The sequence below is a fragment of the Acidobacteriota bacterium genome, from assembly GCA_004299485.1.
Classification (GTDB): domain Bacteria; phylum Acidobacteriota; class Terriglobia; order Terriglobales; family SCQP01; genus SCQP01.
Window position 1 is genome coordinate 286,291 of sequence record SCQP01000014.1, and the last position, 26,836, is coordinate 313,126.

Annotated in this window: 28 protein-coding genes; 7 read left to right on the forward strand and 21 right to left on the reverse strand. The window is 63.5% G+C overall.

Going from position 1 to position 26,836, the window contains the following annotated elements; translation table 11 throughout:
* Positions 1–32: 32 nt before the first annotated feature.
* The 5 genes from EPN33_10215 to EPN33_10235 all read right to left on the reverse strand — a co-directional run bounded on the left by EPN33_10215 (position 33) and on the right by EPN33_10235 (position 5,050).
* Positions 33–2,456: an FtsX-like permease family protein gene (locus EPN33_10215; GenBank protein ID TAN22019.1), complete on the reverse strand. Its 2,424-nt coding sequence runs from the start codon at positions 2,454–2,456 to the stop codon at positions 33–35.
* A gap of 150 nt (positions 2,457–2,606) precedes the next feature.
* Positions 2,607–3,140 (reverse strand): signal peptidase I, encoded by a 534-nt coding sequence (gene lepB, locus EPN33_10220; GenBank protein TAN22020.1) that lies wholly within the window; start codon positions 3,138–3,140, stop codon positions 2,607–2,609.
* A gap of 52 nt (positions 3,141–3,192) precedes the next feature.
* Positions 3,193–3,405: a YtxH domain-containing protein gene (locus EPN33_10225; GenBank protein TAN22021.1), complete on the reverse strand. Its 213-nt coding sequence runs from the start codon at positions 3,403–3,405 to the stop codon at positions 3,193–3,195.
* Positions 3,402–4,355 carry a glycosyltransferase family 2 protein gene (locus tag EPN33_10230; GenBank protein TAN22022.1) on the reverse strand — a complete coding sequence of 318 codons (954 nt, stop codon included), beginning with the start codon at positions 4,353–4,355 and terminating at the stop codon, positions 3,402–3,404. The genes EPN33_10225 and EPN33_10230 overlap by 4 nt, the downstream gene beginning before the upstream one ends.
* Positions 4,352–5,050, reverse strand: a complete 699-nt coding sequence (locus EPN33_10235; GenBank protein ID TAN22023.1) for a DUF541 domain-containing protein — start codon at positions 5,048–5,050, stop codon at positions 4,352–4,354. The genes EPN33_10230 and EPN33_10235 overlap by 4 nt, the downstream gene beginning before the upstream one ends.
* Before the next feature lie 50 nt (positions 5,051–5,100).
* Here EPN33_10235 and EPN33_10240 point away from each other — a divergent pair, with 50 nt between their 5' ends.
* The 3 genes from EPN33_10240 to EPN33_10250 are packed head-to-tail and all read left to right on the forward strand — an operon-like array spanning position 5,101 to position 8,709.
* On the forward strand, positions 5,101–6,231 hold the full coding sequence (locus EPN33_10240; GenBank protein ID TAN22024.1) for a lipid-A-disaccharide synthase: 1,131 nt from the start codon (positions 5,101–5,103) through the stop codon (positions 6,229–6,231).
* On the forward strand, positions 6,176–8,359 hold the full coding sequence (locus EPN33_10245) for a tetratricopeptide repeat protein (GenBank protein TAN22025.1): 2,184 nt from the start codon (positions 6,176–6,178) through the stop codon (positions 8,357–8,359). Before EPN33_10240 ends, EPN33_10245 begins: the two co-directional genes overlap by 56 nt.
* A gap of 2 nt (positions 8,360–8,361) precedes the next feature.
* Positions 8,362–8,709: a histidine triad nucleotide-binding protein gene (locus tag EPN33_10250; protein TAN22026.1), complete on the forward strand. Its 348-nt coding sequence runs from the start codon at positions 8,362–8,364 to the stop codon at positions 8,707–8,709.
* A gap of 1 nt (position 8,710) precedes the next feature.
* Here the strand turns inward: EPN33_10250 and EPN33_10255 are convergent, their stop codons facing one another.
* The 10 genes from EPN33_10255 to mce form a co-directional block, all read right to left on the reverse strand.
* Positions 8,711–9,130 (reverse strand): PIN domain-containing protein, encoded by a 420-nt coding sequence (locus EPN33_10255; GenBank protein TAN22027.1) that lies wholly within the window; start codon positions 9,128–9,130, stop codon positions 8,711–8,713.
* 11 nt (positions 9,131–9,141) lie between these two features.
* Positions 9,142–9,366 carry a hypothetical protein gene (locus tag EPN33_10260; GenBank protein TAN22028.1) on the reverse strand — a complete coding sequence of 75 codons (225 nt, stop codon included), beginning with the start codon at positions 9,364–9,366 and terminating at the stop codon, positions 9,142–9,144.
* Between the two features lie 30 nt (positions 9,367–9,396).
* Entirely contained in the window at positions 9,397–12,030 is a 2,634-nt protein-coding gene (locus EPN33_10265; protein TAN22029.1) for an ABC transporter permease, read from the reverse strand.
* Positions 12,027–12,353, reverse strand: a complete 327-nt coding sequence (locus EPN33_10270) for a PadR family transcriptional regulator (GenBank protein TAN22030.1) — start codon at positions 12,351–12,353, stop codon at positions 12,027–12,029. Before EPN33_10270 ends, EPN33_10265 begins: the two co-directional genes overlap by 4 nt.
* A 43-nt stretch (positions 12,354–12,396) precedes the next feature.
* Complete coding sequence (locus EPN33_10275) at positions 12,397–13,110, reverse strand: 1-acyl-sn-glycerol-3-phosphate acyltransferase (protein ID TAN22031.1); 714 nt, start codon at positions 13,108–13,110, stop codon at positions 12,397–12,399.
* On the reverse strand, positions 13,107–13,889 hold the full coding sequence (gene dapF, locus EPN33_10280) for a diaminopimelate epimerase (GenBank protein ID TAN22032.1): 783 nt from the start codon (positions 13,887–13,889) through the stop codon (positions 13,107–13,109). The genes EPN33_10275 and dapF overlap by 4 nt, the downstream gene beginning before the upstream one ends.
* Positions 13,886–15,382, reverse strand: a complete 1,497-nt coding sequence (locus EPN33_10285) for a hypothetical protein (GenBank protein TAN22033.1) — start codon at positions 15,380–15,382, stop codon at positions 13,886–13,888. The genes dapF and EPN33_10285 overlap by 4 nt, the downstream gene beginning before the upstream one ends.
* 85 nt (positions 15,383–15,467) lie before the next feature.
* On the reverse strand, positions 15,468–16,406 hold the full coding sequence (locus EPN33_10290; GenBank protein ID TAN22034.1) for a sugar kinase: 939 nt from the start codon (positions 16,404–16,406) through the stop codon (positions 15,468–15,470).
* The gene (mtnP, locus tag EPN33_10295) at positions 16,399–17,268 is read right to left on the reverse strand and encodes an S-methyl-5'-thioadenosine phosphorylase (GenBank protein TAN22035.1); all 870 of its coding nucleotides are present in this window, start codon (positions 17,266–17,268) and stop codon (positions 16,399–16,401) included. The genes EPN33_10290 and mtnP overlap by 8 nt, the downstream gene beginning before the upstream one ends.
* Complete coding sequence (gene mce, locus EPN33_10300) at positions 17,265–17,666, reverse strand: methylmalonyl-CoA epimerase (GenBank protein TAN22036.1); 402 nt, start codon at positions 17,664–17,666, stop codon at positions 17,265–17,267. The genes mtnP and mce overlap by 4 nt, the downstream gene beginning before the upstream one ends.
* A 280-nt stretch (positions 17,667–17,946) precedes the next feature.
* On the opposite strand from mce, the gene EPN33_10305 reads away from it, so the two are divergent.
* Both EPN33_10305 and EPN33_10310 read left to right on the forward strand, forming a co-directional pair.
* Positions 17,947–18,198, forward strand: a complete 252-nt coding sequence (locus EPN33_10305; GenBank protein TAN22037.1) for a DUF433 domain-containing protein — start codon at positions 17,947–17,949, stop codon at positions 18,196–18,198.
* A gap of 1 nt (position 18,199) precedes the next feature.
* Entirely contained in the window at positions 18,200–18,553 is a 354-nt protein-coding gene (locus EPN33_10310) for a hypothetical protein (protein TAN22038.1), read from the forward strand.
* Positions 18,554–18,716: 163 nt separating this feature from the next.
* On the opposite strand, the gene EPN33_10315 is transcribed toward EPN33_10310, so the two are convergent.
* The 3 genes from EPN33_10315 to EPN33_10325 form a co-directional block, all read right to left on the reverse strand.
* Positions 18,717–19,514 carry a hypothetical protein gene (locus EPN33_10315; protein ID TAN22039.1) on the reverse strand — a complete coding sequence of 266 codons (798 nt, stop codon included), beginning with the start codon at positions 19,512–19,514 and terminating at the stop codon, positions 18,717–18,719.
* A gap of 255 nt (positions 19,515–19,769) precedes the next feature.
* Entirely contained in the window at positions 19,770–20,723 is a 954-nt protein-coding gene (gene meaB, locus EPN33_10320) for a methylmalonyl Co-A mutase-associated GTPase MeaB (protein TAN22040.1), read from the reverse strand.
* Positions 20,710–21,861, reverse strand: a complete 1,152-nt coding sequence (locus EPN33_10325) for an acyl-CoA dehydrogenase (GenBank protein TAN22041.1) — start codon at positions 21,859–21,861, stop codon at positions 20,710–20,712. The genes meaB and EPN33_10325 overlap by 14 nt, the downstream gene beginning before the upstream one ends.
* Positions 21,862–21,997: 136 nt before the next feature.
* Here EPN33_10325 and EPN33_10330 point away from each other — a divergent pair, with 136 nt between their 5' ends.
* Positions 21,998–22,960, forward strand: a complete 963-nt coding sequence (locus EPN33_10330) for a phosphoesterase (GenBank protein ID TAN22042.1) — start codon at positions 21,998–22,000, stop codon at positions 22,958–22,960.
* A 1-nt stretch (position 22,961) separates the two neighbouring features.
* Positions 22,962–23,477, forward strand: coding sequence for a putative metal-dependent hydrolase (locus tag EPN33_10335; GenBank protein TAN22043.1), 516 nt, complete (start codon positions 22,962–22,964; stop codon positions 23,475–23,477).
* A gap of 111 nt (positions 23,478–23,588) precedes the next feature.
* On the opposite strand, the gene EPN33_10340 is transcribed toward EPN33_10335, so the two are convergent.
* From EPN33_10340 to EPN33_10350, 3 genes are all read right to left on the reverse strand, one after another.
* A complete protein-coding gene (locus tag EPN33_10340) occupies positions 23,589–23,933 on the reverse strand; it encodes an AtpZ/AtpI family protein (protein TAN22044.1) in 345 nt (114 codons plus the stop codon).
* Entirely contained in the window at positions 23,806–24,828 is a 1,023-nt protein-coding gene (locus EPN33_10345; protein ID TAN22045.1) for a hypothetical protein, read from the reverse strand. The genes EPN33_10340 and EPN33_10345 overlap by 128 nt, the downstream gene beginning before the upstream one ends.
* 208 nt (positions 24,829–25,036) lie before the next feature.
* Complete coding sequence (locus tag EPN33_10350; GenBank protein ID TAN22046.1) at positions 25,037–26,758, reverse strand: NAD+ synthase; 1,722 nt, start codon at positions 26,756–26,758, stop codon at positions 25,037–25,039.
* Between the last annotated feature and the right edge of the window lie 78 nt (positions 26,759–26,836).

Genomic DNA, 26,836 nt, shown 5'->3' on the forward strand with positions numbered 1-26,836 from the left:
AGAACGGAGAACTGGTGACTGAAAACTAAAACCTATTCGTGGCGCAAGGTGATGGCGGGGTCGATGCGGGCGGCGCGCTGCGCGGGGATGAGAGTCGCCAGCAGGCCGACGATCATGACCAGCACCGGCACGGCGATCCAAGGCCAGCCGCCAGAGCGGGAACCGGCCAGCAACGGCTGAACGCTGCTGCTCAGCCACCAGGAGATCAGCAAGCCTACGACCGCGCCGATTCCAATCAGGCGCAGGGACTCAGCCAGGATGGCGTGCCGCACCCTGCGCGGGTCGGCGCCGAGAGCCATTCTTATCCCAATGTCGTGTTGTCGCTGCATCACGCCGTGCGCCAGGACGCCATACAGGCCTGCCGCGGCAAGACAGAGGGCCAGAATAGCCAAAAGGCCGAGTAAATTAGTGCGATAGGTTACCGGCGCCATGATCCGTGATAGACGCTGAGACATGGTCGCGGCTTCAAACAACGCGACTTGCGGATTAATCTGCGCCGAGGCACGGCGGATAGCCGGCAAGAGCTGATTGGGGTTGCCCCGTGCCAGCACCGCGGTCGACATGATGGTCACCGCAAGGCGCGGCAGCGGCAAATAGACGGTCGGCGCCACGCCGTCGCCCGGCAGGTGAGACGGAACGTCGCCAGCCACGCCAATCACCCGCGCCGTGGACCCAAAGCCGGCACGCTTCAGCACCACCGGACGGCCGATCGGATCCTGCTGCCCAAACACGCTGTGCGCAATGCTGGCGCTGAGGATGGCGACCAGTGGCTGAGATTTCGCGTTGTCGGACGGCACAAAATCGCGTCCGCGCAAGGGAATGCCCATGGCCTGGAAGTAGCCGGGCAAGGCTGCCAGTTCGCCCGCGCCCGGCAACACGTCGGGCTGCTGCGATGCCGCCGTCGTGCCCGCCTCGGCGACGTTTACGAAAGCGATGGGGGTGGTCATGGGCAGATTGGAAACCATGCCCACCGCAGCGACGCCGGGCATCTGGCGAACCTGCTGATTCAGGCGCGTGAAGTAGGGCAGACGTGCCATTTTTTGCTGCGGGTTGTTGGCGAGAATGGCGGCCCGAAAGGTTAGGACATGCGCCGGCTGGAAACCGGGATTGGCATGGCGCAGCCGCTGCAGGCTCTGCCAGAAGAGGCCGGCGCCCACCAGCAGGATGACGGTGACGGCGACTTCGGCGACGACCAGAATCGCAGGTAACGGAGAACGGCGCGGAGCCGGGCTGGAATCGCGCAGCAGACTTTGCCCGAGGTGCAGGCGCAGCAACTCGATGGCGGGCGCCAGCGCAAACCAGAGGGCCATGAGAAGTGTAATGACGCCCGCGAAGACGACCACCACTCCATTGAGAGCAATGGCCGGGCCTTGTGGCAGACCGGCCCCTTGCCAGTACCGTATGAGCGGTAAGATTCCCCAGGCGATGACCCAACCGAGGGCACTGGCCAGCAGCGCCAACGTCAGTCCCTCCGCAAAAAGCTGTCCAAAGAGCCGGCGCCGGCGCGCGCCCAGACTCACCTGCAAAGCGATTTGCGGCCAACGGTTCACGGCCGCGCCGAGCATCAGATTGCCCACGTTGGCGCAGGCCAGCCCTAACACCAGCAGCGCGCCGATCATCATCAGGTCCAGCTCGGACGCCACCGGACCAGACACATGACTCGCCAGAGAAGTCACTTGTAGCCCTACGTCACCGTCATACTTGGGGTACTTGGCGGCGAGGCTGGCGGCGACGGCGCTCAGGTCCTGCCGGCCTTGTGCCAGCGTCACGCCCGGCTTCAGCCGCCCAAACAGGGATAAGTGCCGCCAGCCGCGATAGTTGGCCGGAATCCCGATGGTGACTTCGCTAAACCACAACTGACTGCCGTGAGGATAATCAAAGCCGGGCGGCATGACGCCCACGACGCTATACCAAAGGCCATCGACATCGATTTTTTTGCCCAGTACTTGCGGATCGCCGCCAAAGTCCATCTGCCATACGTGATGGCTGATGACGGTCACCGTGGGAAAACTGACCGCGCCGTCGCTCGGCTGCAGCCAGCGGCCCAACGCCGGAGCCACCCCCAGGGCGCGGAAAAAGTCGCCTTCGATGCCGGTATAAAGTATGTGTTGCGGTGCGCCGCTGCCGAGCAGGGTGCAGGTGTCCTCCTCAAATCCCGCCACGGCAGACAGCGCACGCGTCCGCCGCTGGTAGGAGAGGATATCCAGAATCGAGGCGCCGGCGGGGTTGATTTGGCGGGTGGAGCGGCTGTCCGTTTGCAGCCAGACCAGTTGGCGCGCTTCGGGCAAGGGCAGCGGATGCTCTACCAGGCCGTAAAACACGCTGAACATGGCGGTGCTAGCGCCCATGGCCAGACCCAGGGTCGCAATCGCCAGCACGGTGACGGTCCAGCGGCGCCACAGCCGCCGCCAAGCCAGGCCGAACTCTTTCCCCGCAACTTCCAATCCGACCCGCATAAATGCTTCGGCCAGCAGTCTACTCCAGTTTCCCCTGTCTGCAGCAACTTTTTAGAGTAAGCGCCGCCTTAGTGCTTGTTAACACTGTGGCGTGGCCCGCCGGGTTCTTGCTCGACTTTTCGAGTTGGAGGGTTTCCGCCTTCATACGCCCTAGTGAATTAGCCCCAGATCCGCTGGCGGCCAGTAGGCAAAGACAGCGCGGCCGAAGATGTCTTTGGAGGGCAGGCAGCCCCAGAAACGGCTGTCGTTCGAGCTGTTGCGGTGATCACCGAGCACGTAATACTCGCGCGGCGGGACGGTGACCTCGGAGAAATCGGCATAGTCCTGAAACTTCTTTTTCACGTAAGGCTCAATGAGCTTGTTGCCGTTGATGTAGACCGTCCCATCCCAGATCACCAGATGATCGCCGGGCAGGCCGATGATGCGCTTAATGAAGATCTGAGAGGGATCGAGCGGGTAATGAAATACGACCACATCACCGCGCTGGAGCGGCTGGACGCCAAAGGAGACCTTGTCAATGAGAAGCCGCTCGCGGTTCTGCAAATGCGGCATCATGCTGTAGCCTTCGACCTGCACGGGCTGAAACGCGAACAGCACGACTACGAAGGCGATCAGGATGGCGAGGGTGAGGTTGAGCAGCCAGCCACCAAAGCCTAAGCCCAGAAGTTTCCTCTCGCCCAACATCACTAGCGACAGGTTATCAGTTTTCAGTTTTCAGTTCTCAGTCCAGCGATCTTCAGCCGGCGATTTGCTCCAACGTGCGGTTGCAGCGAGCGAGGACGGATTGGACTTTCTCCAGCGTATCGGAAAGGCGCTGGCCAGAGCGCTCGAGGTTGTCGATCCAGTCGCCGAAATTGTCGCTGATCTTGTCTTGCAGTTCCCTGCCCTGGCGGGTCATCAGGAATACGACCACGCCCACGGCTAAGGTTGGCAAAATCCACTTCTTCATAAGAACCCCTGTACTGAGGATGCACTCACGGCCTGTGATGTTGCGGCCAGCTCGAGCGCGGCGTCACGCAGCCGCCAGTACGGCTTCTCGGATGCGCGGAAACGGCGGACCTGGCCGATGCGACGCAGAGCTTGCCCATAACCTAGATGGTAGGCCCAATTGCCCTTAAGCAGCATCTGCAATAGCAGCAGGTGCGCCCAGGCGAGGTGCCGCAGCAGGCGGGAGCGGTCGAGGTTGCGCCAGTGGAACAGAAGCCGGTTGCGTTCGATGATCGCCTGGCGGCGGAAACGGTTCTGATGGCGGTTCACGCTGGAGCTGCGCTGATGGTAGAGGACGGAGGCAGGCTCGTAGGCGAGCTGCCAGCCGCGCTTGCGGGCGCGGTAGGACAGGTCGAGGTCTTCGCTGTAATAGGGGGCAAAGACAGGGTCGAAGCCGCCGAGTTCCAGAAACGCGCTGCGGCGGAAGGCACAGAAGCCGCCGGCCAGCATGAAGCTCGCGCCTGCAGGCTGCTCGTAGTTGCGCCAGGACTCCCAAAAGCCGCGGCGGAAACGGCCGAGCTTGCCGCCGGTGGAAAAGACTTTTTCGGGCAGATCGAAGGCGCGGAGCGTGATGCCGAAGAGTTCGGAGCGGTCGAAGCCGAGGGCAATGGGATCGAGGCAGCCGGGCGTTAGCTCGACATCGCTGTTGAGCAGGACAACTATCTCCGCCCGCGCGGTTTCGATGCCGGCGTTGGCGGCAGGACCGAAGCCGCGGTTGCGCTCGGAACGCAGGACGCGCGCCGCCGGGTAATGCTCGGCCAGCCAGGCGGCAGTGCCGTCGGTGGAACCGTCGTCCGAGATCACCAGCTCACGCTCAGGCGTGAGCTCGGCGGCGACGGAGGGCAGGAAGCGGGCGAGGAGATCACGGCCGTTCCAGGTCGGAATGACAATGCTGAGGGCGGGAGGCGTCAATGGCCGAGGTTGAAGACGGCGGTGATGTTGGCGGTGACGGTAATTTCCTGAGGGGTGAACTGCTCCGTCGGGGCGGGAACGGCCTCGGCGGCCATGGCGGTAAAGCGCGGCATCGGCCGGACGAAGCCACCCGAGGTATCCACCGTTACCGATTGCAGGCCGGCCAGCGCCACACCGGCGGCGCGCGCCAAAGCGGCGGCTTCACCGCGGGCTTTGGCAAAGCCATCCGCAATCGCTGCGGCTTTGGCTTTTTCCGGATGCGCAAGCTCGAAGCTGACGTTGCGAAGCGCGTTCAGACCCTTGCCGGTGGCAGCGTTCAGGAGCGAACCGATACGGGCGAAGTCGGTCAGCTTAAGTTCGAGATCATTGCGAACGGTGTAACTGGTGACCTGATGGGTTTTATAGTCTACGTTCGGCTGCACCTGAAAGCCGCTCCAGTGCGCCTCGTCGGGCCGGAAGCCTTGCTGGCGCAGGAGCATACGCACTTCGGCGGCCTGGCTTTGCGCCTGGGCATAGGCAGTCTTCAGGTCAGCGCTTTGGCCGGTCACTTCCATCGAGACGACGGCCGTATCGGGCGCGGTCTTGAAGCTGCCCTGGGCCGTGACCGTTACGGTGGGTGCGTTGGGCGCTTTGGCCTGCGCCAGCGCCAAAGCGGGCGTCAGCAGGAGCGCGGCGACACAAACGGTTTTGCGCATAGTGCTCAGTTTACGCCGGAGAGTGTTCTCGCAGGCTATGCTAATCCCTCATGGAGGTGATGATCATTGCGGGCGAGGCTTCCGGCGACGCGCACGCGGCGGAACTGATTACGGAGTTGCGGCGGCGCTTCCCGGCCCTGCATTTTTTTGGCTGCGGAGGAGAGCGCATGGCTGCGGCGGGATGCGAGCTGCTGGTCCATGACCGCGAGCTGGCGGTGATGGGGTTGGTGGAAGTCGTGCGCCATCTGCCGCGTCTGCGGCGGCTGCTGGCCAAGCTGAAAGCCGCGCTGCGGGAACGGCGGCCGCAGGGCGTCATTCTGGTGGATTTTCCGGATTTCAACCTGCGGCTGGCGGCCGCGGCGCATGAGCTGAAAATTCCGGTGGCTTATTTCATCAGCCCCCAACTTTGGGCCTGGCGCAGTGGGCGGGTGAAGCAGATTCAGCGATACGTGAAGCGGATGATCTGCATTTTCCCGTTTGAGGAGGAGTTTTACGAGCGCCATGGCGTGCAGGTCGCCGCGGTAGGCCATCCGCTGGTAGAGCGCGTGGCGCGATGGCGGGCGGAACACCCGGTTGCGAGGGATGACCGCACCGTCGCGGTCCTGCCGGGCAGCCGGCAGCGCGAAGTCGAGATGCATCTGCCGGTGCTGACCGAGGCCATGCAGCGCTTGCAGGCCACACACGGATGCAAGTTTGTACTGCCGGTGGCGCCGCATGTTTCTGTCGAAAGCATACGCGCCATGGTCCCCGAAGGCGTGCAATTGCTGCCCGGCAATGAGATGTACACGGCCTTGGCGCAGGCGCGGATGGCGCTGGTCGCCAGCGGCACGGCAACGGTGGAAACCGCGCTGCTAGGCGTGCCGATGGTGGTGTTCTACAAGCTCGCGCCGCTCAGCTTTCAGCTTGGACGGCGGCTGGTGCATACCGAGCATGTGGCCATGGTGAACCTCATTGCCGAACGTGGTGTGGTCCCCGAGCTCATCCAGGGCGCGTTTTCGGCTGCGGCGATCACGGATTGGGCCACGCGGTTGCTGGGCGACGGCCCCGAACGGCAGGTGCAGCTTGACGGCCTAGCGGAGGTGCGGGCAAGGCTGGGTCCGCCGGGCGCCATCAGTCGTGCCGCGGATGCCGTGGCCGGGGCTTTGGGCCTTTGCGGGCACGTGGGACTGGCGAGTACCTAACCGGACCCGCAACAGCGTCTATACTGAAGGCAACTATATGAAACGCCGGAATATCAAGGGCGTCCTTCTGGCCATTGCGGTGGCATTGGCTTTGGTAGCAATTTCGGATGCGCAGGGAACGCAGGCCATCCCTCCGCCGCCGGTGATCAAGCATCAAGCACCGCCCAAAACGCTGAAAGAGCAAGCGCCGGCGCCGCTGCCGACGGCGCCGCCGCCACCGTTTGTGGTCGGTCATTACGACCTGAACCTGAACTTTAATTTTCCTGCGCATACGCTGGAAACCACGGCCAAGTTGACCATTAATCCTGCCAGCCAACTGACCAGCGCCAGCTTGCAGTTGAATCAGGCCATGCAGATCCGGAGCATCACCGACGCCGCCGGCAATGCGCTGGCCCACATGCGGCAGCAGGACAAGGTGATCGTAACGTTTTCGCCGCCGCTCGCCGCCAACACGCCCAGCGTCATTACCGTGCAGTATGCCGGCGCGCTGCCCGACGCCGCCACGAGCCCGATCAGCGGCATCCGCACGGCCTATGTGGGGACCGACGGTGCGTTCTTACTGTACCCGGGCGAGTGGTTTCCGATGGCGGGCTACGATACCTCGCGCTTCACCGCTGACATTACGGCTACATTGCCGGCGGGCATGACCATGGTAGCGAGCGGAACCGGAACCACGACGGCGGCGGCCAATGGGGGTACGACCTACCACTTCCAACAGGCCCACGCCAGCTTCCCAGGCACCGTGATTGTCACACCGCTCAAGGCGCAGAGCTTTAACCAGAACGGGGTGGCCTCGAACTTCTACTTCAGCTCGGACGTTCCCGCAGCGCTGGCCGCCGGCTATGCCAAGACTGCGGCGGATATATACACGTTCCTGACCGACACGTTCGGCACGCCGCCCTATGCGACGGCCACGCAGCCGCTGCAGTTTGTCGAGCTGCCTTCGGATGCGCTGCCTTCGTTCGCCTCGCCGGGACTGGTGGTGCTGTCGCGCACCTCGATTGGCTCCAGCGTGAGCCTGAACCTGATGGTGGACGAGATCGCGCAGCAATGGTTTGGGGTGATGGTCAGCCCCGCATCGCTCGACGATGCCTGGCTGCAGTATGGCGCGGCGCGCTACGCCGAGGCGCTCTACATCGACCACACCCAGGGTAAAGCCGCCTGGCAAGCGCTGGTACAGCAGCTTGCGGTCGGGGCGTTGAGCTATCCGCAAACGGCGCTCAGCAATTCCAGCTCGCTCTACGTGTTCTCTCCGCAGTTCCAGGACATGAACTACGACAAAGGCGCGATGCTGTTCCATATGCTGAGCTGGCAGCTTGGCGCGCAGCCCTTCAACAATGCCCTGCGCGACATCGTGAATCACTATGCCTGGAAGCCGATCACCACCAATGATTTCATGCAGGCGCTGCAAAAGAGCACCGACGCTGACCTGCGCAGCTTTTTCAGCCAGTGGTATCAGGGCACGGCGATTCCGACGTTTTCCGATCAGTACACCATTTATCGCCTGGGCACGGGCGGGTTCCGTGTGACCGGGACCGTGCAGCAGAATCTGGATTTATTCAACATGCCGGTCGAAGTTGCGGTTGAGACCGACGGGGCCACGGCGACGCGGACCGTTCCGGTGTCCGGCAGCACGAGCAGTTTCAGTCTGGACATGCAGGACCGGCCGCTGAAGGTGTCGGTCGACCCCAACGGCTGGATTCTCAAAGCCAGCCCGGCACTGGACCTAAAGGTCGCACTCTCGCGCGGCGACAACGATGTGGCAGCCGGCAACTTCCCGGCGGCGGTGGCGCAATACGAAAGCGCGCTGAAAATCAACCCTATCAGCTCGCTCTCGTACTACCGGCTGGCCGAGGCGTATTACCAGGAAGAAAACTGGCAGAACGCCGCCGACGCCTACCGGCAGGCGATCAATGGGGATTTGAATCCGGAGTGGGTTGCGGTCTGGAGCCACATTCAGCTTGGCAAGATCTTTGACATGACCGGCCAGCGCAACCGGGCGCTGAACGAGTACCAGCTCGCCATCGCCACCCACGACGACACCAACAACGCCCAGGAAATCGCCCGCCAATATATGCAATCACCGTACAAGACCAGCAATGGGCCCGCGGCGAGCGGCGGCGAGTAATCATGGCGGCGGAAGATTGCCTATTTTGCCGCATCATTGCGGGCGAAATTCCCTCGAAGAAGGTCTACGAGGATGAGCACGTCTATGCGTTTGAGGATATTCAGCCGGGCGCGCCGACGCACATTCTGCTGGTGCCGAAGCGGCATCTGGGCGGCCTGGCCGAGGCCGGGGAAGGCGATGCGCGGTTGCTCGGCGAGCTGCAACTGCACGCGGCGCGGCTGGCGGGTGAACGTAAGCTGACGGGCGGATACCGGACAGTGTTGAATGTTGGACCCGATGCCGGCCAAAGCGTGTTTCACCTGCACCTGCACCTGCTGGGCGGCCGCGCCATGCATTGGCCGCCGGGCTAGACTAAGGCACGAGATCCAGGGGGCGGTCCAAATGCGGCCCCACGCGCAAGGCTCCAAAATCGCGACGGTCCGTGGTCAACACGCGAAACGTTTTTCGCCGTTCCGCGACGGCCGCTACACAGCCATCAACCAGACCAAGCTGCAACTCGGCAAAACGAGCGTCCAGGTAAAGGGCGCGCGCGATATCATCCGGCAGCGCAGGTTCGAACTCGTAACGGCTGGCCGGATCAAAGATGTCCGCCACGAGCGCCCGCATAGCGGCCCGCTCGGCGCGCAAGAAATAATCCACCTCAGCCAGTACAAGTCCTGGCACCACCACGCGCACCGCTTCCCGCAACTCGGAAGTGAAGTCGGGGAAGCTCGGGAGTCCATCCGGCCGGCGCGCCAAGGCGCGGAGCAGGCCGCCGGTGTCGGCAATCAACGCCGGTTTCATTACTCGCAATCACGAAACAGGTGAGCCTCATCGCCCAGCTTCAGCGAGGTCGAAACAAAAAGGCCGGTGCGGGGCGCCCGCCGGCCAGGGTAAAACTCCGCCGCCGCCGCCCGCAGACCCTGGCGGATCAGTGCCGATGCGTTGTGTCCGGCCGCACGCGCCCGCTTGAGCGCTTGCAGATCCTCCGCCGCCAAACGTACCGTGGTGGTCTTATACTTCGCCATACAAACACCATACCACGGGACGCGATGGGGCTAGTTTTCACGCAGGGCGGCGAGGGGCGCGATGCGGCTGGCGCGGCGGGCGGGGATGTAGGCGGCGGCCAGAGCGACCAGCAATAGGACCGCGGCGACCGCAAGCCAAGTGAACGGGTCCAGGGTAGCAGTGCGGTAGAGCAAATCCCCGAGGCTGGCATGCAGTATGCCGGACAGCAGCCAGGCGCAGAGGGCGCCGATGAGGAGGCCCGCCAGCGCCAGGCGGCCGCCGATGCCGATGACCATTCGTACGACGGAGCCAGGCGCAGCGCCCAGCGCCATACGGACCGCCAGCTCGCGCTTGCGGCCGGCAACGGCGAAAGACAGCACGCCGTAAAGACCGATGCCTGCCAGCAACAGAGCCGCCAGGCCAAACACAGCGAGCAATAGCGTGTTGAATCGGCGCGGTGTGATCGAGGCATCGAGCACGGCTTGCAAGGGACGCACGTTGGTGACTGGTATTTCCGGATCCACACCCGCCACAAACCGCGGCAGCGACAGCAGCGCGCGGTCGCGCCCCTGCACACTCAAGTAGAGGTTGCGGCAGGCGTCGTCAGATCTAGCGGTTGCGCACATCTGTCCGTAAGGGACGTAGGTTTGCAACCCTGCAGGCTGGTCGAGGCCGGACTCCTTGACATCGCCGGCAATCCCAACAATCGTTAGCCAGGGGGCGTGGCCGCCCGACGTCCCCCACGCAATGCGCTGCCCGATGGCGCTGCCGTGCCGCCAGTAGCGGCGGGCTATGCTGGCGCTGACAATGACCACATGGCGCCCGCCCTGAACTTCCTGGGGCGTAAAGTCGCGACCCTCAACCATGGGAATTCCGAGGGTGCGGAAAAAGCCGCGCGTCACCAAGGTGTGCTTCGACACCGGAAGCGGGGTGCCAGCCGGCGCTGGCTTATCCTCAACCGTAAAAATGCGGCCCCAATTCGGTTCAGTCGGAAGCGCGGTGGAAACCGCACTCACCCTAACGCCCGGCTGCGCCTCGAGGCGCCCTTGCAGTTCTCTCACGAACGTGACTGCCCGGCCGGCGGCGGCGTACTGAGTCTGGGGAAGAAGCAACTCGGCGGTGGTAACGCCCTGAGGGTGGGTACCGGAGCTGCCTGCTTCTGCCTGAACGAAGCTGTGTACCAGTAGCCCGGCACCACAGACGAGGACGAAGGCGATGGCTACCTGCGCTACCACGAGCGTCTGGCGCGCACGTGCTCCACTGCCACCACCGGCAAGCGAGGGCGCATCGGCGCGCAGGTTCTGCTCCAGATCCGAACGGGCGGCCGCGTGCGCCGGCAGCAGGCCACACAGCGGTCCAGCCACTAACGCCACGGCGGCGGCGAAGAGCAGGGACCAACCGTTCAAGCCGATCTCCCGCACCTGAGGAAGGCTGGCCGGGGCGGATGCGGTGAGCGCGGCGAGTGCGCCCCAGGCCAGCATCAGCCCGCCCGCGGCAGCAACCAGGCTGAGTAACGTGGACTCGGTTAGCGCCTGGCGGATTAGACGCCCGCCGCTGGCGCCCAGTGCTGCCCGCAACGACCACTCGCGGCGGCGCGTGGTGGCGCGAACCAGAAATAAATTGGCCACGTTCGCACAACTGAGCAGCAACAGCAGCGCCGCGGCGCCCAGCAGCAGATCCATGAGGACGCGCGTTGGACCAATGACCAGATCACGCAGCGGATCGACCGTGATGACGAGTGAAAGGCCAGGGATTTTACCCAGCTTGGCTGCCCAGATCTGCAGGATTCGGCTGGAGGCCGCCTCCATTTGTACGCGCGCCTCGGCCGGCGTGGCGCCAGGCCGTAAGCGGGCCAGCACGCCAAAGTCAAAACCGTCGGCTAAGTCGGTGAGCTCGGTGGTCGTGAACGCCATGGGCACGAATAGCGCTGCGGGACGGTTGTCCGGCAGACCACGAGGCGGGAACTCGAAGCCGGGCGGCATGACCCCCACCACGGTGTAGAGCACACCATCGAGATGCAGCGTCCGGCCTAGAACGTGTGGATCCCCGCCCAATTCCTGCTTCCACAACGCATTACTGAGAATGGCCACATGCTGGCCGGGCTGGTCCTGGCGCGCGGTAAAATTGCGCCCGAGCACCGGGCTGATGCCGAGCAGCGGCAATAAATTGGCTGAAATGCGCGTGGTTCGGACGCGCGCCGCAGCAGCAGCGCCCACCACCAGGTCGCGCTGATTCTCCTCAAAGCTCGCCACCCCGGTGAATTCCGCTCCCGCCCTCTGCACCTGAGCAATATCGGGCGCGGAGAAGGCGACAGGAGTTTTCAACAGCAGCGGCATGCTCTCGTGCAGCTCCATCAGGCGATTGGCGCCGGGATAGGCCAGCGGTTGCACGAGGACCGCATCGGCGACGGAAAAGATGGCGATGGCAGCTCCCAGGCCCAAGGCAAGAGTCATCAGCGCGGGGATAGTAAAGCCAGGCGTGTGCCAGAGACCGCGGGCGGCATAGCGCAGGTCGCGCAGGGTGTTCTCCAGGAAGCTAACGCCGCGGGCATCGCGGCAGGCTTCCGCCGTGGCTTCGAGCTCGACGGTCTGGCGCGCGGTAGCAGCGTGGAACGACATTTCGTCCCGGAGATCACACTCCATGTGCGAACGGCGGAACAAGGCGCGCAGGCGAAAGAAGCTCATGCGGACTCCAGAATGTCGTTGACCGCGACGGTCAACTGACGCCAGGCAGCGGACTCCTGTTCGAGCTGTTTGCGGCCGCGCACGGTCAGTTCATAGAACTTGGCACGGCGGTTGTTTTCGGACGCTCCCCAACGCGGGCGCAGCAGGCCGCGGCGCTCCAGCCGGTGCAATGCCGGATAGAGCGAGCCGGGGCGGACCGCTACGGCGCCACGCGAGATCTGGGCGATGCGCTCGGCGATGGCGCAGCCATGGCGCGGCTCGAGCGCGACCGCTTTCAAGATCAGAAGATCGAGAGTACCCTGTGGGAGGTCGAGGCCGGACATACTGCTCTCTCCTTGTACTTCGATAGAAGCCTAGCACGGCTTCTCATCGAAGCGCAAGGGGAGCGAGACGCTCCCGCACCAGCGCTGCCAAAGCCGCTCGTGGATCCCTGGCGTCCGCCCATGCTCCTGGCTCGATGGGGGGATAAACCCTCAGGGTCACGACCCCGGGGCGGATACGGGCGGAGCCTTTGGCCATGAGCGCGCCACTGCCCTCAATGCGAACGGGAACGACCGGCGCCTGGATTAGTTCGGCGAGGTAGAACGGGCCTTTCTTGAATTCGAGGAGCGAACCGTCACGCGAGCGGGTGCCTTCAGGAAAAATGATAAACGGACGGCCGGCGCGGATGGCGGCGGCGGCGCGCGCCTCGATGGCACGGGCCGCGTTGGGGTTGCCTGCACGTGCTACGGGAATGAGGCCACCAACCTTAAGGACGGTGCCGAGGATGGGAACGGAAAACAATTGCTTCTTGGCGAGAAAGGCGAGGTTGCCGGGTAAGGCGACGACGAGGATGGGAGGATCGAGGTTGCTCTGGTGATTCGCCATATAGAGGGGAGTCGTACCGGCCGGCAGCACCGGCAGAGCGCCCTTGACCTCGATCCGGACGCCGGCGAGCTTGAAGAGCAAACGCAGACCGAGGCGCGCGGCTCTGTAGGTGAAACCCAACCGGCCGGTAAGCCAGATGATGGGCAAACTCACCAGGCCCGCCGCGACCATGTAACCCCAAGTCAGAGCCCACGTGAGGACGGACCGGATCATGGATAGAGGAAGACTCCTTCGGCCACAATCGAAGCCGGGCCAAGGAGCTTGATGGAGGATGAGCCGCCACCCCAGATGACCTTCTGGCTGCCACCGGGCGTGACGACTTCGACGGGCGAGTTCGCCAAACCCTGGGCGATAGCCGCGACGGCCGAAGCCGAACTGCCGGTGCCGCTCGAAGCCGTGGGGCCAACGCCGCGCTCGAAAATGCGGATTTCGATGCGATGACGGTCCAGCACCCGCATGAATTCGACATTGGTGCGCTCCGGGAAGCGTGGATGCGCTTCGAGCGCGGCACCTCGTGCCTCCCAGTCTCCGGGGAAATCGGCCACAGTGACAACGCACTGGGGATTGCCCACCGACAGGACGAAAGCTCCGAGGGCGGCATCCCGGCCCTCGATCCGCGGCGCACCCAGCTCAACTTCAATCGTCCAAAAGGCGCCGGCGCCGTCGAGTACGGTCACGCGGCGGGGGCCGGCGCCGGTTAGCAATTCGCCGCTGCGGAAGCCGTGACGAGCGTAAAACGCGGCCACGCAGCGCGTGCCATTGCCGCTGATTTCGGCTTCGCTGCCGTCGGCATTGTACAGCGTGAGCTCAAAGCCTGAGCCGCGCGGTCGGACAAACTCGACCCCATCGGCGCCGACGCCGCGGTGACGGTCGCAAATGCGGCGCGCAAAAGCCGGGCGGACCGACGGTGAGACCACGGTGGCATCGACGATCAAGAAGTCGTTGCCATTGGCTTCGGCTTTGGCAAAACGGACGTTGCCGTCATTGGTCATTTGCGGCGAAAGACCTCAATGGAATGTTGCGTCGGCACTTGCAGGGTAACAACCCCAGTAAAATATTGACGCAAATCGGCGCGATTCACTAGCCGGGCGGTAGGGCTATCGGACTCAATCACCACCCACTGGACATAGGTGTGCGGCGCGGCTAGAGCGTGCTGCCAAAGGTGAAAGTTGGCCTCTTGAATCACCTCATGCAGCGGGATGCCATCGTCGGCCAAGGCGCCGGGATAAGTGCCGTAAAACATCAGTACTTTTTGGCCCGGCTGCCAGGGCGCAAGAGCACGGGCCAGAGCCTGTTCCATGGCGAGGCGCGCAGTAGCGTTATGCACCGCTTCCGCATAGGCAGGAGGGCCGGGCGCACGCAACATTTCGGCGTAGGCGGCCCCGCATAGGATAGCAAGGCCGACCGCGACGCCTGCGGCTGCACGGGACCCGCGCATCAGCGTCAGCCGCCGTACCGCACGCCACAAAGCCGCCACGACCAGCCCTGAAAACAGCGTCACCGCCGGCAAGAGTTGCACGCCGTAACGGAGATTGTAATAGCCGTGGGGCCAGTATTGTGGCACGAAGATGGGCACATTGCCCGACCACATCGCCCACAGATACCAGGGCAGCGGAAGCAAGAGCAGCCAGGCAACTGGCTGGCGGCGCCAGCGGCGGCCAAAGACAAAGCCGATCAGCGCCAAAACGCCTAACGGCACCCCGACGGTCAGGGCGACATCCTTGAAGTAGTAGAGTGCGGCAATACCAAGGGCATGGTCGCCGGGATAGCTCGCAGCGCCGGCGATGGCTTTGGCCGAATACGGACCGTTGAGAAAGGCAAGCGGATTGCCGAAGTAGAACCAGTTGTAGGCGAACCAGAAGACAGGACCGTTGCCGGCGACAATGCAAAAGCGCCATGTAGTAGCCCACGCCTTAGCGCCACGCCTCGAGCTTTCAGGTACCCGGCTTGGCTGATGGCTGATGGCTGATGGCTGACGGCTCTTGAGCACGAGCGCAGCGAGCGCGAAGGGCAAAATGAACCAGCCATCGTAGCGGCAGAGACTGGCCGCCAGACCCCAGGCGCCGGCACGCCCAATGTGCTTGGGGTCGGCGTCGGACCAGTAGGCGCCGACTTGATCGACCAAGCCAAGAAATGTGGCCAGGTAGATCGACTCGGTCATGGGCACGGCAGAAAGGTACAGGAGCGAGGGATTGAGGCAATAGAAGAGCGCGGCCCAGGCGGCGGCACCGGAACCAAAAGCGCGCTTGACCAGCCGGTGCAGCAACCAGGCGCCGAGGACGAGCGCGATGAGCGACGGCACTGCGCCAGCGAGGCCATTGCGCCAGAGCGGCATGAAGACGACGAGCGGCGCCATGAGCAGATGCGGCAGCGGCAGCCACACGGTGCCAAGCTGCGACAGGCCAGGCGTGGCTGAGTCCACAATACGGCGGGCGATAGCGAGGTGGGCCGTGGCATCGCCGTAGAGCAACACGCGCCGGTGCACGAGGGCCCAGATAAGCGTTGCCGTCCCCGCAACAGCCGCGACAAGCGCGAACAGCGAGGAGCGGTGCCACAGTCCGGGGCTGAGTTCAGCGGGCGCTGGCGGCTTCACCGTCGAAACGAGTGGCGTCGATGAATTCCTGATAGCGGGCTTCAATCTCTTCCGAGCTTAGCGCGGCCAGCCGATCGGGGCCAAAGGTCTCACAGGCGAAGCTGCCCATCACCGAACCATAGACGACGGCGCGGCGGAGGGTCATATCGTCCATTTTGTTTTGACGGGTGAGATAGCCGAGCATGCCACCAGCAAAAGCGTCGCCGGCACCGGTGGGGTCGCAGATGTCGTCCAATGGGTACGCAGGAACACCGAAATATTGGCTGAAGCTGTAGAGGGTGGCGCCGTGTTCGCCACGCTTGATGACCACCGCACCCGGTCCCTGTTGCAGGATGGCCCGTGCCGCGCGGTAGAGGTTATGCTCGCCGGTGAGGAGATGCGCTTCGGAGTCGTTGATCACCAGCAAGTGCAGGCGGCTGAGCAGGCGCTTGACGGCTTCGGGCTGACCGGTGATCCAGTAATTCATGGTGTCGCCGCCGACGAAGCCGACGCGCGCACCAAGCTGGTCGCGCACCTGACATTGCAAGTCGGGAGCGACATTGCCCAGGAACAGGGTGCTGGAGTCGAGATAGGCGGCAGGCAGCTTGGGCTGGAAATGCTCGAGGACGTTCAGCTCGGTTCGGAGCGTATGGCGGTTGTTGGGATTGGCTTCGTATTCGCCCGCCCAAAAGAACGATTTGCCCGGCGCATGCTCGATGCCCGCGGTATCAATGCCGCGGCGGGTGAGCACAGCCTGGTGCTCCGCGGTGAAATCCTCACCCACGACGCCGACCACGCGCACTGGGGTGAAGTAGGAGGCGGCCAGCGCGCAGTAGGTACACGAACCGCCGAGCACGCGCGGCGCACGGCCGTGGGGTGTAGTGATGTCATCGAAGGCGAGGGTGCCAACCACAAGCAGAGAGCGGGAATCAGGCAAGGTATTTTCCTATCAGCGGCGCCAGGCGCGAGCGCGTGGCCGCAGAGACGAATTTGGGATCGGTGATGAGGGCATGGCGCAAGGACGCTCCACAGGAGCAGGTGCGCTCCGCGCCCTGAAGCTGCTGGACGACGGCGCGGACGACGGCAACGGCGTTGGCGGCATTACGCTGGAGATTGGCGACAATTTCGGTAACGGTCACGGCATCGTGGCCGTCGTGCCAGCAATCATAGTCGGTGACCATGGCGACGGTGGCGTAGCAGATTTCAGCTTCACGGGCGAGCTTGGCCTCGGTAAGGTTGGTCATGCCGATGATGTCGGCGCCCCAGGAGCGGTACAGGTTCGACTCGGCGCGAGTGGAAAAGGCGGGGCCCTCCATGTTGACGTAGACGCCGCCAGCATGGACTTCGACGCGGGCTTGCGCGCAGGCTCCGGCCAAGGCCTGGCGCAGGCGTGCGCAGGTGGGATCGGCGAAGCTGACGTGAGCGACCAGGCCATCGCAAAAGAAGGTGTCGGCGCGCCGCTTGGTGCGGTCGATGAACTGATCCGGCAGAACGAACTGCAGCGGCGCATGGGCCTGCTTCAAGGAACCGACAGCAGAGAGCGAGATGATCTGCTCGACGCCGAGCGTTTTCAGGGCGAAGATGTTGGCACGGTAGGGGACATCCGAGGGACAGTAGCGGTGGCCTCGGCCATGGCGCGCCAAAAATGCTACCGGAATGCCATCGAGCAAGCCCAGGATGATGGTGTCCGAGGGCGTACCGAACGGGGTTTCGATCTGCCGCTCTTCTATTGAAGTCAGACCCGGCATGTTATACAAGCCGCTGCCGCCAATGATCCCGATGGGGGCCTTCTCATTCATGCATGTGCCTCAATCAACTCCAATAACACGCCGCCGGTGCTCGATGGGTGCACAAACACGTACTTGTGACCGCCCGCGCCGGTCTGAATCGTTTCGTTCACCAGCCGTGCCCCAGCCCGCTTGAGCCGCTCTACGGCTGCGGGCAAATCCGGAACCTGCAGGGCGACATGATGCAGTCCCTCGCCGCGCTTTTCAATAAAACTGGCGATGGCTGAGTCGGGCGCAGTCGCCTGCAGCAGCTCGATGCGGCCGGAAGCGAGCGGCAGCATCGCCACGCGGACCTTTTCGTGCGGGACCTCTTCCCTGCCCTCGGCCGCCAGGCCCACCAAGCCCCAGCGCTCGCAGGCAGCCTCCAGGTCGCGCACAGCAATGCCGAAATGGTCGAGAGCGGGTCTCACGCGCACTCAACAGAATAGCAGGCAGGGCCGCCCCTACGAGGGCCGACTGTCCGCGAAGCGGCGCTCGACGATGTGGATGAAGGCGTTCAGCGTGGCATCGATCTGGCGCTGCTGCTCTGCCAGGCGGCCTAAGGCCGCGTCAGTTCGCCGCTGGCTGGCGGAGTCATCGAATTTGGCCGCCTCCGCCAGTAGGAACTCGACGGTCGCCTCGACGTTCGTAAAGGGATTATAGTGGTTTCAGGTGAGGCGCCGCCGCACGCGGCGAGAGCTGGCAGCAGCCATGGATGAGCCTGAAATCGAGACGAATCCGGCGGTTATGTTGGGCAAACCTGTGATTCGGGGTACGCGAATTACGGTCGAGCTGTTGTTGCGTAAACTTGCCGAAGGAGCGTCGATCGAGGATTTGCTGGCCGATTACCCTCAGCTCACCGAAAAGAACGTCCGTGCCGCCATGGCCTATGGTGCTGCCAGCGTTGCCCACGAAACGGTGCTAATGCTTACGGTCGAGGCGCGCAACAGCGACGCCTCGTGAGATGCGTTTTCTGGCAGATGAAAGCTGTCCAGCACCGCTCATATTCGCGCTCCGGGCGGCGGGTCAGGATGTTACAGCCGTCTCCGAATTCTCGCCCGGCGCATCGGACGAGCAGGTACTGGCGCATGCCGCCGATGAAAAGCGGGTGTTGCTAACAGAAGACCGTGACTTCGGAGAAATCGTCTTCTCGCGCCGGCAGCCGAACGAGGGCGTAGTCCTGATCCGCTTTCCTGCCGGCGCAAGAAGCCGCCTAAGTGCAGTGTTCCTGGAAGCGGTAGTGAGGCTCGGAGAGCAACTTCGAGGCGCCTTCACAGTAATTGAACCGGGGCGGGTGCGCTCGGGCAGGCGTCCCTGAGGCGGGCCGATCACTTGTCCAGGGCTTCGGCGATGAGGGAATCGAGGGCGGTGTAGGGGTCGGTTTCGTGGCGGGCGATGGAGTCGGCAAGACGTTCGTTGGCACTGGCGGAGACGCTCACCCAATCGCCAGCCGGGATGGCGAGGGGGGCACGATTTCGTTGCTAAAAATGAAGACTGAAAGTGACTGCTATGAGAATTGCAAGCAGAAGGAGATTGGTGAGCAGCGGACCCTGGTCCAGCAGCCTCAAGGAGGCCGATTTGGCCTCTAATGACCAGCGAAGATCATAACCCTCAGGGTAGTAGTAGAGCGGGCCTCTCTGGCTCAGCACGACCTGCTGTCCCACAAAGGTTGAGCGGTAAAAATGCCCGTAAACCCATTGGGTGTAAGCGGAATCGTCTGGCTCGACGGATGGCGACCCGCAATCCTCGGGGTCGACAAGCGACCAGCGCTCGGCTGGCACGAAGACGGACGGATCGAATCCTTTACTGGCAAAGATGGTGCCGATACTGGAGAAGATCGTATCGCCGCCGGCCAGGAAGAACTGGTACAGATCCGCATCGGGGCAGCCCTCGGAGCAGAACCTGTCCCGACCGAAATAAAACCATGTCGCAGCAAATGGGTAGGCGTCGTGCTTGAAAAGTCTCACTAACTCCAGCAGGAGGGCGTTGCCGAAGGTATCACGGCCGACGGGGAGTGTTCCATTGGGCATTACGACATCGCTCTCGATGCAATCGAGGCGTCCAGCAGCCAGCACGGTTCCGAAGTATGCATGCGGGTCGTCGAGGCCGGAGAACCTTCGCAGACAGTCAAACGCCTCGCCGAGGGTCGCCGGCCAGCCGCCTACCGGCTGCCACCCTTTCTCGTGGCCCCTTAAAGGCGGCGGCGTAAACGGCAGCGATTCTAACTTTCGCAGATCGAGCCTGTAGGCTAGCGATGGGAAGGCAGCCTTTGCGGGCATGGCATATGATCCTGGCACGAGCTGGCAAGTTTAAAAACCACCCTTGAGGGCGTTTTAGCGACCCGAATCGGCACGCGACGACGCGATGAAAGGCCGCAATCGTGGCTTGGTTTCGTACCGGTGAGAGCCGGAAATGTCGGCAGCGCGATTCAGGCTTCCGGGCATGCGTGGATCACTCACCCTCGGCTGGTGGCCTCGCTTCGCTCTCGGCGATGGGCGGCCGCGCTCGCTGATTGCGTCTCCAAGCTGTCGCAATCAACGATGGAGGGCTTCGGCGATGAGGGAGTCGACGGCGGTGTAGGGGTCAGTTTTGTGGCGGGCGATGGAGTCGGCGAGGACATTGAGGCGGGTGGGGCTGAGCAGCGGCGTGAGCAGTTTGTCGGCGAGGCGTTCGCGGGCGAATTGGCGGAGGCGTTCGGCCCACTGCAGCGCCCGGAAATGATCGAGGCCGCCATGGGCGTCCATCCAGGCGAGGCGCTGGGCGATGGCGGCTTGCAAATCCGCGATGCCGGTGCCTTCGGTGGCGACCGTGCGGACGACGGGTGGGCGCCAGGCGTCTTTCCCGGCGCTACCGGTTTGTACGGCGAGCGCCAGCATAGAGCGGATTTCCTGCTCCAGCCGCTCGGGGCCGCGGTCGGCTTTGTTGATGACGAAGATGTCGGCGATCTCCATGATGCCGGCTTTGAGCGTCTGCACCGCATCGCCCATGCCGGGCACCAGCACGACGACGGTGATGTCGGCGAGTTTGATGATATCGACTTCATCCTGACCGACACCGACGGTTTCGACCAGAATCCGGTCTTTGCCGGAAGCATCGAGCAAGGCAACGACATCGCTGGCGGCGGCAGCCAGTCCGCCCAGGGCACCACGCGTCGCCAGGCTGCGAATGAAGATGCCCGGGTCGCCGTGATGCGCCTGCATGCGGATGCGATCGCCCAGAATGGCGCCGCCGCTGAAGGGGCTGGTGGGATCGACGGCGATGATGCCGAGGGTTTCTCCGGCGGCACGATAGGCTCGGGCGAGCGCGTCGGCGAGCGTCGATTTGCCGGAACCCGGCGCGCCGGTAAGGCCGATGACGCGCGCATGGCCGCCCGCGGTAAGCGCGGCACGCAGCAGATCCTCGGCTTCAGGACCGTGCTCGACGACACTGGTGATGGCGCGGGCCAGCCAGCGCGGACCGCCTGATTTCAGTTGCTTAGTGAAGTCCATTACGGAGAAGTTCGCGGGCAATCACGAGGCGCTGAATCTCGCTGGTGCCTTCCCCAATGGTACACAGCTTGGCATCGCGGTAGAACTTCTCGGCGGGATAATCCTTGATGAAGCCATAGCCGCCGTGAATCTGCACGCACTCGCTGGCGGCCTTCACCGCGGTCTCGCCGGCAAAGAGCTTGGCCATGGCGGAAGCCTGGGTGACGGTTGCGCCCTGATCCTTTTGCCAGGCGGCGCTCAGGGTAAGCAGCCGGGCAGCCTCGATTTCGGTAGCGAGATCAGCCAGTTTCCATTGAATGCCCTGGAATTCGGCAATGGCTTTGCCGAACTGCTTGCGCTCGAGCGCGTAGCGGCGCGCGGCTTCGTAAGCGCCCTGCGCCATGCCCCAACCCAGCGCGGCGATGCTGATGCGGCCGCCATCGAGCACGTGCAGGGCGTCGATGAAGCCTTCGCCTTCGTTACCGAGCAACGCCGCCGCAGGAACATGGCAGTCTTCGAACACCATTTCGCTGGTGTCGCTGGCGCGCATGCCGAGCTTGTTTTCTTTTTTGCCGGGGCGGAAGCCGGGCGTGCCGCGTTCGATGATAAAGGCAGAAATGCCGTGCTTGCCCTGGGCTTTGCCGCTGACCGCCATGGCGACGCAGACCTGCGCGTGGTTGCCGTTGGTGGTGAAGGTTTTGGCGCCATTCAGAACCCAGCCGCTGGCGTTGTGCACCGCGGTAGTGCGCGTGCCCCCGGCATCCGAACCCGCCTGCGGCTCGGTCAGGCTCCAGCAGCCGATCCATTCGCCGGTCGCCAGCTTCGGCAGGAACTTCTTCTTCTGCGCGTCGTTGCCGAATTGTAGGATGTGGTTGGTGCAGAGCGAATTGTGGGCGGCGACGATCAGGCCAATGCTGCCATCGACGCGCGCCAGTTCGGAGACCGCGATCGCATACTCGATGTAGCCCATGCCGCTGCCCCCCAGTTCGGCCGGCACGAGAATGCCAAGCAGGCCCATTTTGCCAAGCTCGGTGAGTACTTCACCCGGCCAAGCCTGCTTTTCGTCCCATTCCATCACATGCGGCGCGATTTCGCGTTCGGCAAACGAGCGGACGGTATGCTGCAGATCGCGCTGCTCTTCAGTCAGTTCAAAATTCATAATATTTATGCCTACTTTAATTTTACGAATATGCGAGCTTACCTACCGGAAGGAAAGTGGCGGCGGAGCGCTGCCACCTTGACAAATGCGCCATAGGACCGCATCCTAATGGGTCTTTGGCTTGAAGGGAATTCGATTGGCGCAAGTTCGTGTTTTTTTCCACAATCATTGTTTTGACGGCTCAGCTTCGGCAGCGGTATTTACCGCTCTATACCGGCACGCGCGAGGGGACGCAGCGTTCTCGTATTACGGGCTGACGCATAAAGCTACCGGCTTGTTTGAGGGTGCCGAGTTTAGCGGAGATGACAATGCCATCGTGGATTTCAAGTACAGCGCCGATCCGCGCGTTACGTGGTGGTTCGATCACCACCAGAGCGCGTTTCTCAGCCCAGAGGACGCGGAACACTTCCGCAAGGACAAGTCCGGACAGAAATTCTACGATCCCGCCTATGGTTCCTGCACCCAATTCATTGCCGATATCGGCAAAAAGCACTTCGGCTTTGATCCCGCGCCGCTGGCGGAGCTGATTCACTGGGCCGATATCATCGATCGGGCCAAGTTTCCGAGCGCCGAGGCAGCTGTGCAACTGAAAGAGCCGGCGCTGCAGCTGGCGCTGGTGATCGAAGGTTCGACCAACCCGGAGCTGCTGCGGCGGTTGATTCCCGACTATCTGGTTGCTTCCCTGCCCGAGCTGCTGGAACGTGACTACGTGAAACGCGAGCTCGCGCCGCTGCTGGAACGGCACTGGCAATCGATGGAGATCATCCAGCAGCGGCTGGACTGCCGGGATGGAGTGATCGCCTTCGACCTTAGCGATCTGGACATGGAAGGTTACAACAAGTTCATCCCCTATTATTTTTGCCCGGAGGGAATCTACAGCATCGGCGTCAGCCGCAGCCAGTACCGGATGAAGGTGTCGGTGGGATCGAACCCCTGGCACAGCGGCGATAACCTGGTGAACCTGGCGGAGCTGTGCGAGCGCTACGGTGGCGGCGGGCATGCGCGCGTTGGCGCGATCTCGTTTGCACCCGATCAGCCGGAGCGCGCCCGCGAAGTGGCGCACGAAGTGGTGGATTATTTGCGCAAGCAAGGGAGGTAGCATGAGCGCCGATCCTCGTTATCCGGTTGGCCGATTCGAGCGGCCGAAAACCTGCACCGTTGCCGAACGCGCCGACCGTATTGCGACGCTGGCGGCGCTGCCAGGCGAACTGCGCGCGCTGATAGAACCGCTCGATGCGGCTGCCCTGGAGCGGCGCTATCGGCCGGAGGGCTGGACCGTGCGGCAGCTTGTGCATCATCTGGCCGACAGCCACCTGAACGCTTATATCCGCACCAAGTTTTGCCTTGCCGAAGATACGCCCACCGTCAAGACCTACGATGAAGCGGTTTGGGCGAAGATGCCGGACTACAATGCCCCCGTGGACATCTCCCTGGTGCTGCTGGACGGATTGCATCAGCGCTGGGTCGCGCTGCTGCGCGCGCTGCCGGAGGCGAGCTTTCAGCGCGCGGTACGGCATCCGGAATGGGGCCTGATGCCGCTCGACCATCTGCTGGCGCAGTATGCCTGGCACTCGCGCCATCACACCGCGCATATCCGGGCGGCGCTGGCCAGCTAGGAGCAAGACCAGACTTGGTGTAGCACGCTCGGTCGAAGTGCGTGCGGCTTCTCCTGGCGTCGAAACCGCAAACGATCCGGGGCGCCGGGCTATAGCAGGTCTGGATTTGCTCTAATCCCGCGCGATGGTCCGCAACACTTCAATCATTCCGGCAGCGAAGCCGAGGATGACAAAGATGATCGTGAAGACGGGCGTGGTGGCGAATTGGCGATCGAGGACGTAGCCAATGCCGTAGCCCACCAGCGCCGCGGCGGGCAGGGTCAGCGCCAAGCCGACGTAGCTGGCGACCTGCCGCACGGTGGCGGCAAAGCCGGGAGGTAGGCGGGGATCAGGGCCGGGCACAACAGGTCGTGGATTTCGGCTTGGATTGCGCCGGTTTGTACGACTTCGGCAATGGCGGCAGTGGTGTGCACGTGCCGCACTGCTGGCCTTTGATCTCACTGCCGAGAGGGCCATCGGCAGCGACTTTGTGGGTCACGTGGTAGCTGGCCTCGTGATCGACCAGCATCTGCATCTGCTGCTCGGGGATGGCGCCCGGAATGGGCCGGCCGTTCACAAACAGCGTAGGCGTGCTCTCGACGCCGAGGCGTTTGCCTTCGGCAATCGAAGCCTCGACCGCGGCATGCGTGGATGGCCGCAGCAAGCAGGCGTCGTACTGCGGCAGCTTGGCGCCGGCTTCAGAGGCAAAATCACGCAGGCGCGCTTTGGCGATGGCGGGCGTGATCTTGTCCTGGGCGGCAAACACAGCCCGCTCAAAATTCCAGAAGCCGGCCGAGCCTTGCTGGGCCACACATTCGCCGGCTTCGGCAGCCTGCATCGACCAGGGATGGATGGTGGTCAAGGGGAAGAACTTGAAGATGACGCGCGCTTTGCCGGGATCCACGTTCATCAATCGGTCCAACGTGCTGGCCTCCTCCTTACAGAACGGGCACTCCAGGTCGCTGAACTCGACAATGGTCACCGGAGCGTTGACGCTGCCGCTGGCCGGAGCTCCGCGTAATTCGAGCTTGGCGCGATTCGGGGCCCAGGGGTCACCACTGAGGAGATCCGCCTGACCCTCGATGATTTCCTTGCCATCCGGGGTGATCAGATATTTGGCCTCTTTGTGCTGATCACCTTTGGCGAGCAGGACGATGACCGTGCGCAGGCCGCTGGCATCGGGACCGGAGATCGAGGTGACTTCCAGTTTGTCCAGTTTCTGCCAGCCGAGGCTGCGCTCCAGGAAGGCGTGCACGCGCGCCTTGATCTGCGCATTGGTCAGAGGGCCGCTGTCGCGGCGGGCGTGTTGGGCCACGAGCAGCATGGCGAAGCCGAAGACGCAGATAAAAGCAAGGAAAAGAGCACGTTTCATAAGGATCCCACCAGTGAGGCCACCAAGTCCGTGGGCAGGCAGCCGCCGGGCACGCGCGGCGGTTCATACCTCTGCGCAATCGGCCAACGCCGGGGCTTTTCTTGGCGCGGGCCCCTGCGCGGCTGCGCCGCGCGTCCCGCTTGTGCTCGCGCCAGCTTAGGAGCCCGGGGCCCCAAGCCGGCGCTGCGCCTGTCTGTGCCTAAGGTGCTCATTGGCTTCCCACCAGTGAGGCCACCAAGTCCGTGGGCAGGCAGCCGCCGGGCACGCGCGGCGGTTCATACCTCTGCGCAATCGGCCAACGCCGGCCCATGCCGAAGGCTTTCCGCGACAGCTTCAGGCCGGGGGCAGCTTGCTGGCGCTTGTATTCGCTTTGATCGAGGCGGCGGATCAGGGCCCGCACCAGTTCGGGCGCAACCCGCAATTGCTGGGCGATGGCGTCTGGGTTGCCGTAGTCTTCCACGTAGAGACGGATGACGGTGTCGAGCAGCTCATACGGCGGCAGGTCGTCCTGATCGCGCTGGTTGGACTTGAGCTCGGCGGTGGGCGGCTTGCGCAACACCGATTCCGGAATGACCTCGCGCTCCCGGTTCCAGTAGCGCGCCAGGTTGTAGACCTGGGTCTTGAGCACATCGGCGAGCACCGCCAGCCCACCGGCCATATCGCCGTAGAGGGTGCAGTAGCCCATTGCCAGCTCGGACTTGTTGCCGGTACAAAGCAGGAGGGCTCCGGTCAGATTGGAAATCGCCATCAGCGCCACGCAACGCAGGCGCGACTGAATGTTCTGCAGGGCCAGGTCGGCGGCGTGGGGTGCGGCCGCCTGCAATTGTTCGCGCCAGCTTGCTTCCGCGGCGGCAAACAGCGGCTCGATGGATAGGGTTTGCAGCTCGATGCCGAGGTTGCGCGCCACCGCGGCGGCATCGTCAGCGCTCGACTGGCTGGAATAGCGGCTGGGCAGATAGACGGCGCGGACATGGTTTGCGCCCAGAGCTTGAACGGCGATCGCAGCGGTAAGGGCGGAGTCGACGCCGCCGCTGAGGCCGAGCAGCACGCGCTCGAAGCCACACTTGCGCACGTAATCGCGAGTGCCCAGGACCAACGCCTCGGCAATGGCCGTGGTTTCATTGTCCGGCGCCGGGCGAATCTCCCCGCGCCAGTCCGCGGCTTCCACCACCAGCAGGTCTTCCTGGAAGCAAGCCGCGCGGGCACGCAGGGTGCCATCCGGACCCAGCACCATGGAGGATCCATCAAAGATCAACTGATCATTACCGCCGACCTGATTGGCCAGCAGTACGGGCACGCTATATTCGCGCGCGATGGCGCCCAGCATTTCCTGGCGCAGCGCGACTTTGCCCGTAGAGTAAGGCGAAGCAGAAATGTTGATGAGGAAATCGGCGCCGCCGCGCATTAGCTCTTCCACGGGATCGCGTTCGTACAGGCGCCGCTCGCGGCGCTGCGGCCAATAGTTCTTGTCGTTCCAGGCGTCTTCGCAGATGGTGATGGCGATGCGCTGCCCGCGCCAGCGCCAGATTTTCTGCTGCTGCGCGGCGGCAAAGTTGCGGGACTCGTCGAAGACGTCGTAGGTCGGCAGTAACATTTTTGACTGCTGAAAGACGATCTCGCCGTTCTCCAGCACCAGCGCGCTATTGAGCACGCTCTTGCCGGTATTGGCCGGCGCGGGCGTGGCACAGCCGCACAGGAGCGTAACGCCGGGCACGGCTGCGGAGGCCCGGCGCAACCACTGTTGCGACTCGGCAACAAATTCGGGTTTCTCGACCAGGTCCCGCGCCGGGTAGCCGCAAATGGCCATTTCGGGGAAGACCACGAGAGTGGCGCCACGGGCTTCGGCTTGACGCGCCATCTCAATGATGCGGTTGTGGTTAGCCTCCAGCGCCCCGACGGTGGGGTTGAGCTGGGCCAGAGCGATTTTCATTCTCCCTAGTTTACTGCGGGTTCGCGGATCGGCGGGTCTGCGGATCAGCGGGTCTGCGGTGGGTTGCCTAGGTTGAGG

What these genes read in the sequence shown, in the direction of transcription:
- EPN33_10335 (TAN22043.1), top strand. Translation starts at nt 22,962, where the DNA reads ATGAGCGCCGATCCTCGTTATCCGGTTGGCCGATTCGAGCGGCCGAAA.
- EPN33_10235 (TAN22023.1), bottom strand. Translation starts at nt 5,050, where the DNA reads ATGCGCAAAACCGTTTGTGTCGCCGCGCTCCTGCTGACGCCCGCTTTG.
- EPN33_10315 (TAN22039.1), bottom strand. Translation starts at nt 19,514, where the DNA reads ATGCCCGCAAAGGCTGCCTTCCCATCGCTAGCCTACAGGCTCGATCTG.
- dapF (TAN22032.1), bottom strand. Translation starts at nt 13,889, where the DNA reads ATGACCAATGACGGCAACGTCCGTTTTGCCAAAGCCGAAGCCAATGGC.
- EPN33_10350 (TAN22046.1), bottom strand. Translation starts at nt 26,758, where the DNA reads ATGAAAATCGCTCTGGCCCAGCTCAACCCCACCGTCGGGGCGCTGGAG.
- EPN33_10240 (TAN22024.1), top strand. Translation starts at nt 5,101, where the DNA reads ATGGAGGTGATGATCATTGCGGGCGAGGCTTCCGGCGACGCGCACGCG.
- mtnP (TAN22035.1), bottom strand. Translation starts at nt 17,268, where the DNA reads ATGAATGAGAAGGCCCCCATCGGGATCATTGGCGGCAGCGGCTTGTAT.
- lepB (TAN22020.1), bottom strand. Translation starts at nt 3,140, where the DNA reads ATGTTGGGCGAGAGGAAACTTCTGGGCTTAGGCTTTGGTGGCTGGCTG.
- EPN33_10310 (TAN22038.1), top strand. Translation starts at nt 18,200, where the DNA reads ATGCGTTTTCTGGCAGATGAAAGCTGTCCAGCACCGCTCATATTCGCG.
- EPN33_10345 (TAN22045.1), bottom strand. Translation starts at nt 24,828, where the DNA reads ATGAAACGTGCTCTTTTCCTTGCTTTTATCTGCGTCTTCGGCTTCGCC.
- EPN33_10215 (TAN22019.1), bottom strand. Translation starts at nt 2,456, where the DNA reads ATGCGGGTCGGATTGGAAGTTGCGGGGAAAGAGTTCGGCCTGGCTTGG.
- EPN33_10340 (TAN22044.1), bottom strand. Translation starts at nt 23,933, where the DNA reads ATGGCCCTCTCGGCAGTGAGATCAAAGGCCAGCAGTGCGGCACGTGCA.
- EPN33_10225 (TAN22021.1), bottom strand. Translation starts at nt 3,405, where the DNA reads ATGAAGAAGTGGATTTTGCCAACCTTAGCCGTGGGCGTGGTCGTATTC.
- EPN33_10245 (TAN22025.1), top strand. Translation starts at nt 6,176, where the DNA reads ATGCCGTGGCCGGGGCTTTGGGCCTTTGCGGGCACGTGGGACTGGCGA.
- EPN33_10265 (TAN22029.1), bottom strand. Translation starts at nt 12,030, where the DNA reads ATGAGCTTCTTTCGCCTGCGCGCCTTGTTCCGCCGTTCGCACATGGAG.
- EPN33_10275 (TAN22031.1), bottom strand. Translation starts at nt 13,110, where the DNA reads ATGATCCGGTCCGTCCTCACGTGGGCTCTGACTTGGGGTTACATGGTC.
- EPN33_10250 (TAN22026.1), top strand. Translation starts at nt 8,362, where the DNA reads ATGGCGGCGGAAGATTGCCTATTTTGCCGCATCATTGCGGGCGAAATT.
- EPN33_10260 (TAN22028.1), bottom strand. Translation starts at nt 9,366, where the DNA reads ATGGCGAAGTATAAGACCACCACGGTACGTTTGGCGGCGGAGGATCTG.
- EPN33_10270 (TAN22030.1), bottom strand. Translation starts at nt 12,353, where the DNA reads ATGTCCGGCCTCGACCTCCCACAGGGTACTCTCGATCTTCTGATCTTG.
- EPN33_10325 (TAN22041.1), bottom strand. Translation starts at nt 21,861, where the DNA reads ATGAATTTTGAACTGACTGAAGAGCAGCGCGATCTGCAGCATACCGTC.
- EPN33_10305 (TAN22037.1), top strand. Translation starts at nt 17,947, where the DNA reads ATGGATGAGCCTGAAATCGAGACGAATCCGGCGGTTATGTTGGGCAAA.
- meaB (TAN22040.1), bottom strand. Translation starts at nt 20,723, where the DNA reads ATGGACTTCACTAAGCAACTGAAATCAGGCGGTCCGCGCTGGCTGGCC.